Origin of the sequence: Geothrix alkalitolerans, assembly GCF_022808885.1 — a bacterium.
Lineage (GTDB): Bacteria > Acidobacteriota > Holophagae > Holophagales > Holophagaceae > Geothrix > Geothrix alkalitolerans.
Window position 1 is genome coordinate 672,251 of sequence record NZ_JAKZLE010000002.1, and the last position, 14,829, is coordinate 687,079.

Consider the following 14,829-nt stretch of genomic DNA (forward strand, 5'->3'; position numbering starts at 1 on the left):
ATGACCGCTTCGGAGGAGGCGCCCGGCCTCGTCTGCTTCGACCTGGACGGAACCCTGGTGGACCCCCTGCTGGGCGTCCGCAACTGCCTGCGGAAGACCTGCGACGCGTTCGGCCTGGTCCTTCCGGACGAGCCCACGGTCCGCGGCTGGATCGGCTTCGGCATGCGCGAGTCCCTGGCCACCCTGGAGGGCCTTCAGGATCCGGAACGGCTGGAGGAGGCCCTGGACTTCTACTGGGACCGCTACCGGGAGGATGGCGTTTTCGAGCATGAGCTTTACCCCGGCGTCTTCCACCTCCTGCACCGCCTGAAGCGCCAGGGCCACCGCATCTACATCGTGTCCGCCAAGCCGGCCCTCTTCGCCCGGCGCATCGCCTACCAGTTCGACCTGAACCTCATCTTCGACGACATCTTCGGCAGCACCCTGAAGGGGCGCTGGCAGCCCAAGTCCGACGTCGTGGCTGGCCTGGTGCGCCAGGGCACCCTCTGGCCCGGTGGCGTATTCATCGGCGACCGGGGCGTGGATATGATCGCGGCCCGGGACCACGGCCTCGAGGCCATCGGGGTGGGCTGGGGCTACGGCAGCCGGTGGGAGCTGGAGGACGCGGGGGCCGAGCGCATCTTCGACACGGTGCCGGGACTCGACGCCTGGCTGCGGGAGCGGTTCCCGCAGGCGGAAGTCTTCGACGCCTTCAGCCGTTCGGAGTAGCCCAGCGGGTACCGGGGGGGACCTGGGCCTTGAAGGCGGTCGGGCCCGGGGACGGCGGTGTCTTCGGGTCCAGCAGCTCCAGCCGCTGGCGGGCTCCCGTGGGATCGGTCCACTCGAGGGTGTGCAGCAGCCCCTTCCGTCCCGTGGCGGTCAGGGCCGGGATGTCCGGCGCCCGGGGCACCAGCTTGACGGCCTCCCCGCCCGCGGATTCGGCCCGGTAGAGGGTCCCGATCCGGGCGGGATCCAGCAGGATCCCCAGCAGGGGGAAGTCACGCACGGCCCGGGCCAGTTCCACCCGCTGGGCTGTCCGCGTGTCGGGATCGTACTGCACCAGGTGGCGGCCATCGGAAGTCACGGTCAGGCCCGAGTCGTAGGTCACCTTGAGCTTCCCTCCCCGGGCCAGCAGCAGGTTCCCCTCCCGGGCCATCTTCCCGAACACGGCGCTGTCGCTCTCCTGGCGGAACCGGCTGGCCAGGACGGGCACCTTCGGGAAGGCGGTCCACCACCCGGGCAGGGCCGCGGCCAGGGGTACCGCGAGCAGGGTCGCGAGGCAGAAGGCATGCGGGCGGAAGGCCATGTCAGTTCCGCTTCAGTTCGACGCTGAGCTTGGCCGTGCTGCCCTTGGCCGGGGCCGGCCGCTGAACCTGCCCCTCGGCCAGGATCACCCCCTGGTGGCGCAGCTGGACGACCACCTCGATCTCCTGGCCCTCCAGGTCCGAGGGAACCTCGATCCGCAGCACCGACGGGGCGCCTTGTCGGCCCACCTGGGTCAGTTCCTCGAGCAGCGAGGAGATGGCGACTTTGGGATCGGGGTTCCTGGAGGGCGGGGCCGGCCGCCGGGCCTCGACCTTCAGAGAGGCCAGGGCCGCCAGCGGATCGGCCTTCACGACGGGCTTGGGCGCGGGCGGGAGGGCGGCGGGCGCGGGTTCCCAAGGCGTCACGGCCTCCGGAGCCGGTTCCTGGGCCTCTGCGATCGGGGCTTCCTCCTGGAGGCCTGAGAAGGCCTCGGCATCGAGCCCGGGCTCGCCCTCCTCCATGAGGAAAGCCAGACCGTCGTCTCCCGCGGGAGGTTCCGGCAGATGGGGCGCCTCGATGAAGATGCCGGTATCGTCGTCCAGATCCGGCAGCGGGCCGACCCCGGACGGCTGGACGGGCCCATCCATGTCGAGGAGATCCGTGACGGAAGGCAGGTCCGACAAGGTGAGCGCCTCGATCTCGGACGATTCCGGAGGCACCTGGGAAGCCATGGGGGCGGGAACCGCCTGGGGCTCTTCGAGCACGTGGGTCTTGATGTGGGACAGGGCCAGCTTGGTGATGCCGCGCAGGGTCTCGAAGACGCCCGTCCCGTCCGACGCCACGGACTGGAAGCTGGGCACGCCCCGGGGATTGAAGACCGCTTCCAGCTCATCCACGGAGACCACGTTCTTCAGGTCCCGCTTGTTCCACTGGAAGACCACGGGGATGTCCTGGAGGTTGAGCCCCAGCTCCCGCATGTTCTCCTCCAGGTTCATCCAGCTCTCGCGGCAGGCGTCCAGCATGGGCACCTGGCTGTCCACCACGAAGACGATGCCGTCCACACCCTTGAGCACGAGCTTGCGGGTGCTGTTGTAGAACACCTGGCCGGGCACGGTGTAGAGCTGGAGCTTGGTCCTGAAACCGGCCACCACGCCCACATCCATGGGCAGCAGGTCGAAGAAGAGGGTGCGGTCGGTCTCGGTGTTGAGGCTGACCATCTCGCCGCGGGCCCTCTGGCTCGTCTTACTGTAGATGGTGTTGAGGTTGGTGGTCTTTCCGCACAGGCCGGGCCCGTAGTAGACGATCTTCGCCGTCATCTGCCGGGTGGCGTGGTTGAAGAAGACCATTCCTGAACCTCTTGGGAGAAATAAGTTTAGCCCGGAAAACCCGCCGGGCTCAACGCAAATGCGGGTTTTCCGCCTTCAGGACAGGTTCTTGAGGAGGGCCAGCACCTGCTGATCGTGGTCCTTCGTGCGGACCTCGGTGATGACCTTCCGGACGATGCCCTGCCGGTCGATGAGGACCGTGATCCGCTTGGCCATGCCGAGGAGGGGCATCTTCACCCCGTAGCTCTCGATGATCCGCCGGTCGGGATCAGCCAGGATGCTGAAGGGCAGGCGGAACTTCTCGGCAAAGGCCCTGTGGCTCTGCGCGGTGTCCGCGCTCACCCCGAGGATGACCGCCCCCGCGGCCTGGATGGCCGCGAACCCGTCCCTCAGGCTGCAGGCCTCGGCCGTGCAACCCGGCGTGTCGTCCTTGGGATAGAAATAGAGCACCACGGCCGACTTGCCCTGGAAATCCGCCAGGCGGACGAGGGCTTCATGCTGGTCCCGGGCCTCGAAGGCCGGGGCCTTCATCCCCTCCTTGACACCCCCTGCGCTGGCCGCGCCGAAGATCGCCAGGATTCCCATCGCCGTCCTCCATCCACGACCCATGGCCGCCTCCCGAGGGGTGGGAGTGTGGCACCATCGGCTTGGCACGGGAACAGAAAACGGAGCAGCCACCTTGGATGTCGCGATACGCATGGCCCTCATCCCCGGCGACGGAGCCGGTCCGGAGGTCATGGCCGAAGCCAGGCCTTTGCTGGACTGGGCCAGGGCACGGGGACGCCATCTGGAGGCCATCCCCATGCCCTACGGGGCGGAGCACTTCCTCGCCACGGGCGAGACCCTGTCCGAGGCCGCCTATGCCGATCTCCGCGACGGATTCGACGCCATCCTGTTCGGGGCTGTGGGCGATCCGCGGGTGCCGGACGGGCGCCATGCCGAGGCGATCCTCCTGCGCCTCCGGCAGGGGCTGGAACTCACCATCAACTTCCGCCCCTGCCGGCCCCTACCCGGCACCGGACCCGAAGGGCTCCATCTCGAGGTCTTCCGGGAGAACACGGAGGGAGCCTACTGCCTGCAGGGATCCACGGAGCCTGGGCGGGCCGTGGATTTGGCCGTCCACACGGAGGTGGCTGTGGGCCGCCTCCTGGAGGCGGCCTTCGTCAGAGCCGCGCACCGGGGCTGCACCCTCACCCTGGCGCACAAGGCAAACGTGCTGAAGCATGGCCACGGACTCTGGGTGCGGCTGTTCCAGGAACTCCAGGCAAAGCATCCCGAGGTGTCCGCCCGCGCCATGCACGCGGATGCCCTGCTCTGCGCCCTGGTGCAGGATCCCGGCTCCTTCGGCGTCATCGCCGCTGACAACTACCTGGGGGACCTCATCAGCGACCTCACCGCGGCCTTCGCCGGCGGCATGGGCACGGCTCCCTCCTTGAGCTGGGCACCGCACCGCCCCTTCCGCTGCGCACTCCTGGCGGAACCGGTGCATGGCTCCGCGCCGGACATTGCGGGCAAGAACCTGGCCAACCCCGTGGGCATGATCCTCAGCACCGCTCTGCTCTTCCGGCACCTGGGCTGGGAAGCCGAGGCCGAAGCGGTGGAAACCGCCGTGTCAGGCGCTCTGGCGGACGGCGCGAAGACACGGGATCTCGGCGGCACCCTCGGCACCTCCGCGATGGGCCGGGCCATCCGCGATCGGCTGTCCTGACCCTGCATTCCGCTGTTCGGGGAAAAGGCTCAGATGAACCGGGGGTCTGCGGGAGGCGGAGGGAAGCAGAGGACGAAACGAACTTCTTTTCTCCGCTTTCCTCGGCCCCTCAGCGATCCTCCGCTTATCTCATCTTTCCCAAGAGGGCGCTCGACGCTCAGCAGCTGCGCATGACGCCGACAAGCACGCCCTGGATGTCGATGTTCTCGGGGGCGTAGCAGCGGGGCTGGAGCTCGGGATTGTGCGGGATGAGCCACACACCCCGATTGTCCCTGCGGAACTCCTTGAGGGTGACCTCTTCCTGATCGATGAGCGCCACCACGCGGTCGCCGTTGCGGTACTCGCCCTTGCGCTGCAACACCACCAGATCTCCGTCGAGGATGGCGTCGTCCACCATGGAGTCGCCCCGCACCCGCAGCACGAAGAGCTCCTCCTTCTGGCGGTGGATGCTGTTCGGCACTTCGATGGGGAGGGCCCGGCTCTCAGGCAGAATGGGGGAACCGGCGGCCACATCCCCACAGAACGGGAAGATCCGCACCGGGCTCAGGGGCTCGGCGCGCTCCGTCCGCGTGGACACCTCATCCATCGCCGGCCCTGCCGCCACCACCAGGTTGTTCCCCTTGCCGTGGCTGCGGACAAGGAACCCCTTGTCCATCAGGTGCTGGACGTGTTTGTGGATGGTGGACACGGCGCTCGACCCCACCCCTTTCGCGATTTCCGCCAGGGTCGGGCTTCGCCCTTCCTCCTGCACGAAGGTGCGGATGAACATCAGGACGGCCTGCTGGCGTTTGGTGAGATCGCTGGCTTTCATGCTCTTCAAAGTAAGAGTCGATCCCCGGGTCGTCAATCCCTTTTTTTTCGCTTTATTTAAGACCTCTGCCAGGACCCGTCCCGACACCTTGCCTGGATGCCCTCGGTGGCCTCTGCCATACTCGAGGATGCTTTGGTGAACCTAGTATTTACGCCCTCTTCGTCGCCATTGCCCCGCTGAGAAAGGAGTCCTATGACTGCCGCCCTTGCCGCCCCCTCGCCTGTCGGTGGAGCGAAAACCCGGATCAATGATTTTTCCATCCAGGTGGCCACGGTCAACGGATCGGGTTCCCAAACGGCGAACACGGTTCTCCTGCGCGCCATCTTCCAGATGGGCGTGTTCGTCAGCGGCAAGAACCTCTTCCCCTCGAACATCGCGGGCCTGCCCACCTGGTTCACCATCCGCGCCAGCGCCAAGGGCTACGTGGCCCGCAAGGCCAGCAACGAGATGCTGATCCTCATGAACCCTGAGACGGCGAAGGAGGACATCGCCAAGGCCGACCCCGGGGCGCTCGTGATCTACGACGAGCCGCTGCAGCTCGACAAGCTGCGCAGCGATCTGGCCTACACGCCCGTGCCCTTCCAGAAGCTCGTGACGGCCTCCTGCCCCGAGCCCAAGCTGCACAAGCTCGTGAAGAACATGATCTACGTGGGCGTGGCCGCCCGCCTGCTCGGCATCGACATGGAGGAGGTCAAGAAGGCCATCGCCAAGCAGCTCAAGGGCAAGACCAAGGCCATCGAGCTGAACCAGACCGCCTGCATGGCCGGCTACGACTGGGCCATGGAGAACCTGGAAGACCAGGACCACATCAAGGTCGTGCGCGACAACAAGACCCAGGGCCTCATCATCATCGACGGCAACGAGGCCTGCGCCCTGGGCGCCCTCTTCGCCGGCGTCACCGTGGTGGGCTGGTACCCCATCACCCCGGCCTCCAGCCTGGTTGAGACGTTCATCGAGTACGCCGAGGAGTACCGCAAGGATCCCAAGACCGGCAAGTCCACCGTCGCCATCGTGCAGATGGAGGACGAGCTGGCCTCCGCGGGCGTGGTGCTGTCCGCCGGCTGGGCCGGCGCCCGCTCCATGACCTCCACCGCCGGCCCCGGCGTCTCGCTGATGAGCGAGTTCATCGGCCTGGGTTACTACGTGGAGGCGCCCGGCGTGTTCTTCAACGTCGCCCGCACGGGCCCCAGCACGGGCCTTCCCACCCGCACCCAGCAGTCCGACGTCGAGCTCTGCGCCAAGTGCAGCCACGGCGACACCCTGCACGTGAACCTCTATCCCGGCAACATGGAGGAGTGCTTCCAGTTCGCCTACGACGCCTTTGATTTGGCCGAGCGCTTCCAGACCCCGATCTTCGTGGTGACCGACCTCGACCTGGGCATGCAGAACTGGGCCTCCAAGCCCTTCGCCTATCCCGCCAAGGCCTACGATCGCGGCAAGGTGCTCAACCAGCAGCAGCTGGCGGAAGTGAAGGACTGGGGCCGCTACAAGGACGTGGATGGCGACGGCATCCCCTACCGCAGCCTGCCCGGCACCCCCGGCGGCAAGGGCGCCTACCTGACGCGCGGGTCGGGCCACAACGCCTACGCCCAGTACTCCGAAAAGCCCGAGGACTACCTCGAGGTGATGGACCGCCTGAAGCGGAAGTACGAGACCGCCAAGGATCACGTGCCGGGCCCCGTGTTCCGCAACCAAGGCTCGGACAAGGGCGTGCTGGCCTTCGGTTCCAGCGATCCCGCCGTGATCGAAGCCCAGGACATCCTGGCCGAGGGTGGCCTCAAGACCGACTACCTGCGCCTGCGCGCCCTGCCCTTCACGGCCGAAGTCGACGCCTACGTGAAGGAGAAGAAGGTGGTCTACGTGGTCGAGCAGAACCGCGACGGCCAGATGGCGAACCTCTTCCGCGAGACCTATCCGGAGCACGCCACCAAGTTCAAGAGCGTCCTGCACTACGACGGCCACGCCATCGACGCCAAGAGCATCGTGGACCAGATCACCGCCTTCGAGCAGAAGTAGCTGAGGAACCGACCATGACCACCACGACTTCTGCCACCCCCACGCCCGCCGCCCCCACCAACAAGCTCGGCTTCACCAAGCAGGACTACGTGGGCTCCAAGTCCACCCTCTGCGCCGGCTGCGGCCACGATTCCATCACGGCCCAGATCATCAACGCCGCCTTCGAGTCCAGCATCGAGGGTCACCGGGTCACCAAGTACTCCGGCATCGGCTGCTCGTCCAAGACGCCCGCCTACTTCATCAACCAGGGCTGGGGCTTCAACAGCGTCCACGGCCGCATGCCCTCCATCGCCACCGGCGCCTCCCTCGCCAACCGGACGCTGATCAATATCGGCGTCTCCGGCGACGGCGATTCCATGTCCATCGGCATGGGCCAGTTCGTCCACGCCGTGCGGCGCAACATCCCGATGATCTACATCATCGAGGACAACGGCGTCTACGGCCTCACCAAGGGCCAGTTCTCCGCCACCGCCGACAAGGGCTCCCACCTGAAGACCGGCGCGGTGAACGACTTCCCCTCCATCGATCCCTGCACCCTCGCCATCGAGCTGGGCTGCGGCTTCGTGGCCCGCAGCTTCTCAGGCAATCCCAAGCAGCTGAACGCCATCCTGAAGGCCGCCTTCGCCTACCAGGGAACGGTGGTGCTCGACGTCATCAGCCCCTGCGTCACCTTCAACAACCACGACGCCTCGACCCGCTCCTACAAGCACGTGAAGGACCACGACTTCCCCCTCCATGACCTGGGCTTCATCCAATATTCCGAAGTGGAGGAAGTGGACATCCCCGCGGGCGAGACCGAGATCGTCACCTTCCCGGACGGCTCCAAGGTCGCCATCAAGGCCCTCCACGAGGGCTACGAACCGACGGACCGGTTCGGCGCGATGAAGGCCATCCACGAGTCCATGGCCAAGGGCGAGTTCCTCACGGGCCTGCTCTACATCAACCCCACCCAGCCCCCCCTCCCGGAGGTGCTGAACCTGGTGGACGAGCCCCTGGCCACCCTCGGCGAGGATCTGCTCAAGCCCAGCCCCGCCGAGCTGGACAAAATCATGCAGAGCCTCATGTAAGGAGCCATCGCCCGATCAGGCGGCCGCCCTTGCGGGCGGCCGTAGGGGCGCGGGCCTGAGGATTGACGAGGATCCTTGGGCGGGTAGACTGGAGGTTCGTGGGCCTGTAGCTCAGCTGGGAGAGCGCTGCGTTCGCAATGCAGAGGTCGTCAGTTCGATCCTGATCAGGTCCACCAGTCCCATGTGAACGGCGGTCTCCGGGCCGCCGTTCTCTTTCTTGAGACGACCTCGCCAGTTCTGAGTGCAGAGGTCGTCATCCCGCCGATCGCTGGCTCCCCCGGAGCCTGCTCCCACTCGCCCGCTCGCGGAAGCGGGCCCCTTGGTCCTGATCAGGTCCACCAAAGAAAAAGCCCCCTGTCGCCAGGAGGCTTTTCGTCGGTGGGCCGAGCCTAGAACACCGCCTCCATGGGCGCAGTCTCGCCGGCGCGCAGGGCGACGGCCTGGGCGGCCACCAGGGGCAGGCCGCGGTGGGCGAAGTGGATCGCGGCCTGGACCTTGTTCTGGTAGAAGGCGGCCTCGGAGCTGCCGGCCAGGAGATCCCGTACGGCCTTGGCGTCGGCGGCGTCCACACCCCGCTCCTGCATCAGGTTGGCCAGCTTGCCCTTGGCCAGGACCGCCTGCTGCAGCAGCAGGTGACCCGCCACCACGTGGCCGACCATATCCAGGATGGGCACGGCGTTCAGGCCCGTCAGCAGGGCGGCGTTCTCGTGGGCGGGGATCTCCTGGAGCACTGTCCCCAGCGCCTTCGCGGCCTCGCCCAGCTGGCGGGCGGAGGGGCCCAGGAGCGGATCCGCGGCCAGGGCCTGGACCGTGGCCCCCACCTGGCCCATCAGGGCCTTCACGGGCTTGCCTTCCTGCATGCGGAACTTCCGGCCCACCAGGTCCAGGGCCTGGATGCCGTTGGTGCCTTCGTAGATGGAGGCGATCTTGCAGTCGCGGAGGTACTGCTCCGCGGGGTATTCCATGGTGTAGCCGTAGCCGCCGAAGGTCTGGAGGGCCCATTCCGTCACGCGGAAGCCCCAGTCGGAGCACCAGGCCTTGCAGACGGGGGTGAACAGTTCCACCAGCCCCTGCCAGCGGTTCTTCTCTTCCCCATCAGAGACGTGGGCCATGTCCATGCACCAGGCCGTGTAGGTCACGAGGGCGCGCATGGCCTGGACGTAGGCGGACTGCATGAGGAGCATCCGTCGCACATCGGGGTGCTCGACGATGAGCGACTGCCCGACGCCCTTGGCGGCCCCGGGGGCGCGACCCTGCAGGCGCTCCTTGGCATAGGCCAGGGCCGCCTGGTGGGCTGCGGAGGCGTTGCCCAGACCCTGGACGCCCACCTCGTACCGGGCGGCATTCATCATCACGAACATGTGGGCGAGGCCCTGCCCTTCCTGTCCCAGCAGGAAGCCCTGGGTGCCGCCGTTGGTGCCGAACACCAGGCTGCAGGTGGGCGAGCCGTGGATGCCCAGCTTGTGCTCGATGCCCGCGCAGGCCACATCGTTGGGGGCGCCGAGGCTTCCGTCGGCATTCACACGGACTTTGGGCACCACGAAGAGGCTGATGCCCTTGGGGCCGGCCGGCGCGTCCGGCGTGCGGGCCAGCACAGCGTGGATGATGTTCGGCACGAGCTCGTGGTCGCCGCTGGTGATGAAGATCTTCTCGCCGGTGATGAGGTACGAGCCGTCCGCCTGCTTCACGGCCTTCGTGGTGAGGGCGCCCAGGTCGCTGCCGGCGCCGGCCTCGGTGAGGCACATGGTGCCGGTCCACTCGCCGGTGTACATCTTCTCGCAGTAGGCCGCCTTCAGCTCGTCGCTCCCGAAGGTCTCGATGAGGTGGGCGGCGCCGCGGGTGAGGAGCACCTTGAGGCCCAGGGCCGTGTTCGCGCCCATGAGGTACTCGCTGATGCCGGTGCCCACCACCTCAGGCAGGCCCATGCCGCCGAACTCAGGGTTCATGGTGGCGCTGATCCAGCCGCCGGTGGCGAGATCCTGGAAGGCTTCGGCAAACCCGTCCGGCAGCCGCACCTTCCCGTTCTCCCACTGGGCGCCGACCCGGTCGCCGACCTCGTTGCAGTCGGCCACGCTGCCCTTGGCCACCTTGAGGGCCTCGTCCAGCACCATGGCCAGCTGGTCGCGATCGACTTCCTGGTAGGGTTCGGCCTTCAGGACCGCATCCAGATCCAGCCATTCGAGGAGGTTGAACTTGATGTCGCGGGCGTCGTCCAGGTACTTCATGGGAACCTCCGGAAAGCATGGCTGAGTGAGTGGATGGATGACACGAACGGGGACGGATCTCCATTCTTCGATGGGGAGCCCGCCCTTCCAATACCTGTCCTCAGGTAAGTTGGGGCGGGCCTCCCAGGGTGATGGCTACTTCAGTTCAGGGAACTGCTCCTCGCGGAACTCCAGGGCGGAAGGCGTCGGATCCGCTGCCCGCTTGCGCAGCTCCACGCGGCGGATCTTGCCGGAGATGGTCTTGGGGAGGTCGCCGAACTCGATGATCCGGATGCGCTTGTAGGGGGAGATGCGCTCGCGGATGAAGCGGAACAGGGCCAGGGCCGTGGCCCGGTCCGGCGCATAGCCCGCCCGCAGGATGATGTAGGCCTTGGGCACGGTGAGCTTGAGGGGATCCGGGCTCGGCACCACCGCCGCCTCCGCCACGGACTCGTGCTCGATGAGGAAGGACTCCAGCTCGAAGGGGCTGATGCGGTAGTCGGAGCTCTTGAAGACGTCGTCCGCCCGGCCCACGAAGCACAGGTAGCCGTCCGCGTCGCGGGTGGCCACGTCCCCGGTGCGGTACCAGCCCTCGGCCTCGGCCTTCCGCATCTTCTCGGGATCGTCCTTGTAGCCCGCCATGAGGCTCGTGGGCCGGGGATTCAGGTTGACGGCAATCTCACCCTCCTCCGCTTCCTTCCCCTCCGAATCCAGTAGCGCCACCTCGAAGCCCGGCAGCGGCCGGCCCATGGACCCGGACTTCACCGCCTGCCCTGGCGAGTTGCCCACGATGGCCGTGGTCTCGGTCTGGCCGTAGCCGTCGCGGATGGTGAGGCCCCAGGCCCTTTCCACCTGGCTGATGACTTCGGGGTTCAAAGGCTCGCCGGCGCCCACCAGGGCCCGGAGCTTCACCTTGTAGGCGGCCAGGTCCTCCTGGATGAAGAGGCGCCACACGGTCGGGGGGGCGCAGAGGGTGGTCACGCCCTTGTCGACGATGGTCTTGAGGGTGGCGGACGCGCTGAAGCGGGCCGCCCGGTAGACGAAGATGCAGGCCCCGGCGTTCCAGGGCGCGAAGAAGCTGCTCCAGGCGTGCTTGGCCCACCCTGGCGAGCTGATGTTGTAGTGGACGTCGCCCTCCCGCAGGCCCACCCAGTACATCGTGGACAGGTGGCCCACAGGGTAGGACTGGTGGGTGTGGACCACCAGCTTGGGCTTGGCCGTGGTGCCAGAGGTGAAGTAGAGCAGCATGGAGTCCCCAGCGCGGGTGGGCGCATCGGGGGCGAAGACGGTCGAACCCGCGTAGAGTTCGGACACGTCGTGCCAGCCAGGCACCGCCGCGCCCACGCAGATGCGGGTGAGGCTGGCGTCCAGGCCGTCGAACTTGGCCGTCTGGGCGGAGTCCACGACCAGGTGGCGAATCCCGCCGCGCTCGATGCGGTCCTGGAGGTCGGCCTGGGAGAGCAACAAGGTGGAGGGGACCATTACCGCGCCGAGCTTGATGCAGGCCAGCATCACCTCCCAGAGGGGGAGGACGTTGTCCAGCATGATCAGCAGGCCGTCGCCGCGCTTCACGCCCATGGCCCGCAGGGTGTTGGCCACCTGGTTGCTGCGCCGGGAGAGCTCCTGGAAGCTCACCTTCGTCTCCGTCCCGTTCTCCTCTACGATCCACAGCGCGGGCCGGTCGTTGCCCGCGGCGTAGGCGTCGAAGTAGTCCAGGGCCCAGTTGAAGCTGTCGAGGACGGGCCAGCGGAAGTCGCGGCGGGCACCCTCGTAGTCGTCCCGGTGCTGGACGAGGAAGTCCCTTGCCTGGAGAAACGCTTCGCGACCATTCATCTGGTCCTCCTGATTCGCTTGGGGGGTATAGAGCAATCTAGGATGGCCATGGCCGGCCGTCCAGGTTGAAAAACGACATACAGGGGGAGAAAGGATCTCAAGTAGGGTCCGGCCCCGGGAGCGCATGATAGGGTGGTCGAATTGCACCCCGATCCGCGAGGCACCCTGTGTTCAGCATCATCCCTGACGGCGCAGGCTACCGGGAATTCGTCCTCCTGAAGGACGGGCAGGGCGTCCTCCTGCGGATCGCCTCTCCGGAGGATGCGGACCGCGTGGAGGCCTTCATCAGCCGCCTCTCCCGGGAGAGCATGGCCATGCGCTTCATGGGCGGCGTGTCGAGCGTATCCCGCAAGTTCGTGGAGGATCTCTGCGACGAGAATCCCCGCCAACGCGCCTGCCTCCTGGCCATCGAGGGCGAGGGGGCGGAGCAGCAGGTGCTGGGCCTGGGGAACTACGTGGGCGATGGCGGGGCCGTCGCGGAAGTCGCGTTCATGATCGCGGACGCCCACCAGGGCCGGGGCATCGGCACGCTGATCCTCGAGCGGCTCGCGGGCCTGGCGGCGGGCGCGGGCTACGTCGGCTTCGAAGCCGAGGTGCTCCACGAGAACCAGAAGATGGTCAACGTCTTCCGTGATTCCGGGTTCGAGACCACCCGGGCCATGGAGGGCGGCATCATCCATGTGCGCTTCCCCCTGAGCGCCCCCGAGGCCCAGCGCGAGCGGGCCGAGATCCGCGAGCGAGTGGCCACCGCCAACTCTCTGGTGCCGCTCCTGCGGCCGGGCAGTGTGGCCGTGGTGGGCGCCTCCCGGGATCCCGGCTCCGTGGGGAGCACCATCTTCCGCAACATCCTCCGGGGCGGCTTCCAGGGCGCGGTCTACCCAGTCAATCCCAGGGCCAAGGCCATCGAAGGCGTCCAGGCCTATCCCTCCCTGGCCTCCCTGCCGGAACCCCCGGATCTGGTGGTCCTGGCGGTGCCTGCGGCAAAAGTGTCCGCCCTTGCCCGGCGGGCCCTGGACAAGGGCGCGCGCGGCCTCCTGGTCCTCACGGCCGGATTCGCCGAAACCGGTCCGGAGGGCGCCCGGCGCCAGGAGCGGCTGGTGCGCCTCGCCCGCAGCCGGGGCGCGCGCCTGGTGGGGCCCAACTGCCTGGGGCTGTTGAACACCCACGCGGCGGTCCAGCTCAATGCCAGCCTGGCCACCGTGATGCCCCCCCGCGGGCGGGTCGGATTCTTCAGCCACTCCGCGGCCCTGGGCGTGGTGATCCTACAGTACGCCGCGGAGCGCGGGCTGGGGTTCTCCTCCTTCGTCTCCGCCGGGAACCGCGCTGACGTCTCGGGCAACGACCTGCTCCAGTACTGGGAGGAGGATCCGGACACGGACCTGGCCCTTCTTTATCTGGAGACCTTCGGGAATCCGCGCCGCTTCGCCCGGCTGGCGCGCCGGATCTCCCACCGCAAGCCGGTGCTCTGCGTGAAGAGCGCCCGGAGCCATGCCGGGCGGCGCGTCGCCCAGGCGCACATCGCGGCGAGCCCCCAGAACGACGCGGAGGTGGAGGCTCTCTTCCACCAGGCCGGCGTGATCCGCGCCGACACCCTGGAGGATCTCTTCGACATCGCGCTGCTGCTGTCGCACCAGCCCCTGCCCCGCGGCGACCGGGTGGCCATCGTCAGCAACTCCGGCGGCGTGGCCACCATCTGCGCGGATGCCTGCGAATCCCACGGCATGCGGATCGCCGGCCCCGGGGTGGTGGACCTCCATGCCATGGCCACGGCGGAGCACTACGAACGGGCCTGCCGGGAGGCCCTGGAGCATCCCGAAGTGGACGCCCTCATCGCCTCCTTCGCCTGCCTGGGGGACTGCGACCCGGCCCTGGTGGCCCGGGCCATCCGGCGGGCCGCCGTGCGGGCCGAGCAGACCACGGGCATCCCCAAGCCCACCCTGCTTTCCCTCATGGGCGTGAGCGGGGCCATCCCCGTGGGATCGGCCGCCCTGGGCGAGGGGGGCGCCATGCACCGCACCTTCCCCTCCTACCGCTTCCCGGAGTCGGCGGCCCTGGCCCTGTCCAAGGTGGTCCAGTACGCCCACTTCCGCCGGCAGCCCCCGGGCCGCTTCCAGGGCTTCGCGGACATCAACGCCGGCGAGGCCCGGCGGCGCGTGGAGCAGCTGGTGGAGAAGCTGCCCGATTCCGCCCAGGCGATCCTCTCCGTGACCCAGGCCCGGGAGCTCATGGGGCTCTTCGGCGTCCCCGTCACGAACCTCCCGGAACCCGCCGATCGGCGGGGCCCCAGGGTGGGGCTCAACCTCTCCACAGACCCCGACTTCGGGCCCATCTGGCGGTTCCACCGCCAGGGCATCGGGTCCATCCTCCGCATCACCCCGCTCACGGACCTGGACATCGCCGATGTCCTCGAGCGGATGCACCTGCCGCCCGGCAACGGCCTGGGCGAAACGCTGGGCCGTCTGACCCAGCTCGTGGAGGAACTGCCCTGGCTCCACACCCTGGAGGCCCAGGTCGCTGTTCATGGCGAGACCGGCGCCCTCAGCCCCCTGCCCCTGCAGCCGGACCTGCGCCTGACCTTCACCCAGGTCGGCTTCCGCAAGCCCTGAACCCCGAGCCTGAACCCACGCCCGAACCCCGAGGA

Annotated in this window: 10 protein-coding genes, 1 tRNA gene and 1 pseudogene; 6 read left to right on the forward strand and 6 right to left on the reverse strand. The window is 67.8% G+C overall.

Annotated features, from left to right (window positions below):
- Positions 1 to 708, forward strand: a complete 708-nt coding sequence (locus tag MLJ35_RS07145; RefSeq protein ID WP_243383748.1) for an HAD hydrolase-like protein — start codon at positions 1 to 3, stop codon at positions 706 to 708.
- Here MLJ35_RS07145 and MLJ35_RS07150 read toward each other — a convergent pair.
- The 3 genes and pseudogenes from MLJ35_RS07150 to MLJ35_RS07160 all read right to left on the reverse strand — a co-directional run bounded on the left by MLJ35_RS07150 (position 692) and on the right by MLJ35_RS07160 (position 3,134).
- Positions 692 to 1,285 carry a LolA family protein gene (locus MLJ35_RS07150; RefSeq protein WP_243383749.1) on the reverse strand — a complete coding sequence of 198 codons (594 nt, stop codon included), beginning with the start codon at positions 1,283 to 1,285 and terminating at the stop codon, positions 692 to 694. The two genes, MLJ35_RS07145 and MLJ35_RS07150, sit on opposite strands and share 17 nt — an antisense overlap.
- Before the next feature lie 709 nt (positions 1,286 to 1,994).
- A pseudogene (locus MLJ35_RS16210) lies at positions 1,995 to 2,570 on the reverse strand (GTP-binding protein); the annotation flags it as partial.
- A 75-nt stretch (positions 2,571 to 2,645) separates the two neighbouring features.
- Positions 2,646 to 3,134 carry a peroxiredoxin gene (locus MLJ35_RS07160; RefSeq protein WP_243383751.1) on the reverse strand — a complete coding sequence of 163 codons (489 nt, stop codon included), beginning with the start codon at positions 3,132 to 3,134 and terminating at the stop codon, positions 2,646 to 2,648.
- Between the two features lie 112 nt (positions 3,135 to 3,246).
- Here MLJ35_RS07160 and MLJ35_RS07165 point away from each other — a divergent pair, with 112 nt between their 5' ends.
- The gene (locus MLJ35_RS07165) at positions 3,247 to 4,257 is read left to right on the forward strand and encodes an isocitrate/isopropylmalate dehydrogenase family protein (protein ID WP_243383752.1); all 1,011 of its coding nucleotides are present in this window, start codon (positions 3,247 to 3,249) and stop codon (positions 4,255 to 4,257) included.
- Positions 4,258 to 4,414: 157 nt separating this feature from the next.
- Here MLJ35_RS07165 and lexA read toward each other — a convergent pair whose 3' ends face one another.
- Positions 4,415 to 5,068: a transcriptional repressor LexA gene (lexA, locus tag MLJ35_RS07170; protein ID WP_243383753.1), complete on the reverse strand. Its 654-nt coding sequence runs from the start codon at positions 5,066 to 5,068 to the stop codon at positions 4,415 to 4,417.
- Positions 5,069 to 5,260: 192 nt separating this feature from the next.
- Here lexA and MLJ35_RS07175 point away from each other — a divergent pair, with 192 nt between their 5' ends.
- The 3 genes from MLJ35_RS07175 (at position 5,261) to MLJ35_RS07185 (ending at position 8,327) form a co-directional block, all read left to right on the forward strand.
- Entirely contained in the window at positions 5,261 to 7,084 is a 1,824-nt protein-coding gene (locus tag MLJ35_RS07175) for a 2-oxoacid:acceptor oxidoreductase subunit alpha (protein ID WP_243383754.1), read from the forward strand.
- 14 nt (positions 7,085 to 7,098) lie between these two features.
- Entirely contained in the window at positions 7,099 to 8,151 is a 1,053-nt protein-coding gene (locus MLJ35_RS07180; RefSeq protein ID WP_243322069.1) for a 2-oxoacid:ferredoxin oxidoreductase subunit beta, read from the forward strand.
- 100 nt (positions 8,152 to 8,251) lie between these two features.
- Positions 8,252 to 8,327, forward strand: a tRNA-Ala gene (locus MLJ35_RS07185).
- Between the two features lie 213 nt (positions 8,328 to 8,540).
- On the opposite strand, the gene MLJ35_RS07190 is transcribed toward MLJ35_RS07185, so the two are convergent.
- Together MLJ35_RS07190 and MLJ35_RS07195 are read right to left on the reverse strand one after the other, a co-directional pair.
- Positions 8,541 to 10,376: an acyl-CoA dehydrogenase gene (locus MLJ35_RS07190; protein WP_243383755.1), complete on the reverse strand. Its 1,836-nt coding sequence runs from the start codon at positions 10,374 to 10,376 to the stop codon at positions 8,541 to 8,543.
- A gap of 135 nt (positions 10,377 to 10,511) precedes the next feature.
- The gene (locus MLJ35_RS07195; protein WP_243383756.1) at positions 10,512 to 12,188 is read right to left on the reverse strand and encodes an AMP-binding protein; all 1,677 of its coding nucleotides are present in this window, start codon (positions 12,186 to 12,188) and stop codon (positions 10,512 to 10,514) included.
- Positions 12,189 to 12,355: 167 nt separating this feature from the next.
- Between MLJ35_RS07195 and MLJ35_RS07200 the strand changes: the two genes are divergently transcribed.
- Positions 12,356 to 14,794: a bifunctional acetate--CoA ligase family protein/GNAT family N-acetyltransferase gene (locus tag MLJ35_RS07200; RefSeq protein WP_243383757.1), complete on the forward strand. Its 2,439-nt coding sequence runs from the start codon at positions 12,356 to 12,358 to the stop codon at positions 14,792 to 14,794.
- Positions 14,795 to 14,829: the final 35 nt, after the last annotated feature.

What these genes read in the sequence shown, in the direction of transcription:
- MLJ35_RS07175 (WP_243383754.1), top strand. Translation starts at nt 5,261, where the DNA reads ATGACTGCCGCCCTTGCCGCCCCCTCGCCTGTCGGTGGAGCGAAAACC.
- MLJ35_RS07160 (WP_243383751.1), bottom strand. Translation starts at nt 3,134, where the DNA reads ATGGGAATCCTGGCGATCTTCGGCGCGGCCAGCGCAGGGGGTGTCAAG.
- MLJ35_RS07190 (WP_243383755.1), bottom strand. Translation starts at nt 10,376, where the DNA reads ATGAAGTACCTGGACGACGCCCGCGACATCAAGTTCAACCTCCTCGAA.
- lexA (WP_243383753.1), bottom strand. Translation starts at nt 5,068, where the DNA reads ATGAAAGCCAGCGATCTCACCAAACGCCAGCAGGCCGTCCTGATGTTC.
- MLJ35_RS07180 (WP_243322069.1), top strand. Translation starts at nt 7,099, where the DNA reads ATGACCACCACGACTTCTGCCACCCCCACGCCCGCCGCCCCCACCAAC.
- MLJ35_RS07145 (WP_243383748.1), top strand. Translation starts at nt 1, where the DNA reads ATGACCGCTTCGGAGGAGGCGCCCGGCCTCGTCTGCTTCGACCTGGAC.
- MLJ35_RS07150 (WP_243383749.1), bottom strand. Translation starts at nt 1,285, where the DNA reads ATGGCCTTCCGCCCGCATGCCTTCTGCCTCGCGACCCTGCTCGCGGTA.
- MLJ35_RS07165 (WP_243383752.1), top strand. Translation starts at nt 3,247, where the DNA reads ATGGCCCTCATCCCCGGCGACGGAGCCGGTCCGGAGGTCATGGCCGAA.
- MLJ35_RS07195 (WP_243383756.1), bottom strand. Translation starts at nt 12,188, where the DNA reads ATGAATGGTCGCGAAGCGTTTCTCCAGGCAAGGGACTTCCTCGTCCAG.